The organism is Agreia sp. PsM10, assembly GCF_030433855.1.
In the GTDB taxonomy this organism is placed as follows: domain Bacteria; phylum Actinomycetota; class Actinomycetes; order Actinomycetales; family Microbacteriaceae; genus Agreia.
Window position 1 is genome coordinate 1 of record NZ_JARUXC010000101.1, and the last position, 231, is coordinate 231.

At 62.3% G+C, this 231-nt stretch carries 1 pseudogene; it reads left to right on the forward strand.

The features are described from left to right. A pseudogene (locus tag QCD70_RS19175) lies at window positions 1–231 on the forward strand (energy-dependent translational throttle protein EttA); the annotation flags it as partial.

Consider the following 231-nt stretch of genomic DNA (forward strand, 5'->3'; position numbering starts at 1 on the left):
ACCAAGTCGGTGCTCGAGAACGTGCAGGAGGGAGTCGGCCCGTTCAAGCAGAAGGTCGAGCGCTTCAACGAGATCGGTCTCGCGATGGCCGAGCCCGACGCCGACTTCGTCGCCCTTCTCGCCGAGATGGGCACGTTGCAGGAGGAGATCGACGCCGCCGTAGCATGGGATCTCGACTCACAGCTCGATCAGGCGATTTATTCTCTCCGCACTCCGCCAGGTGACTACAGC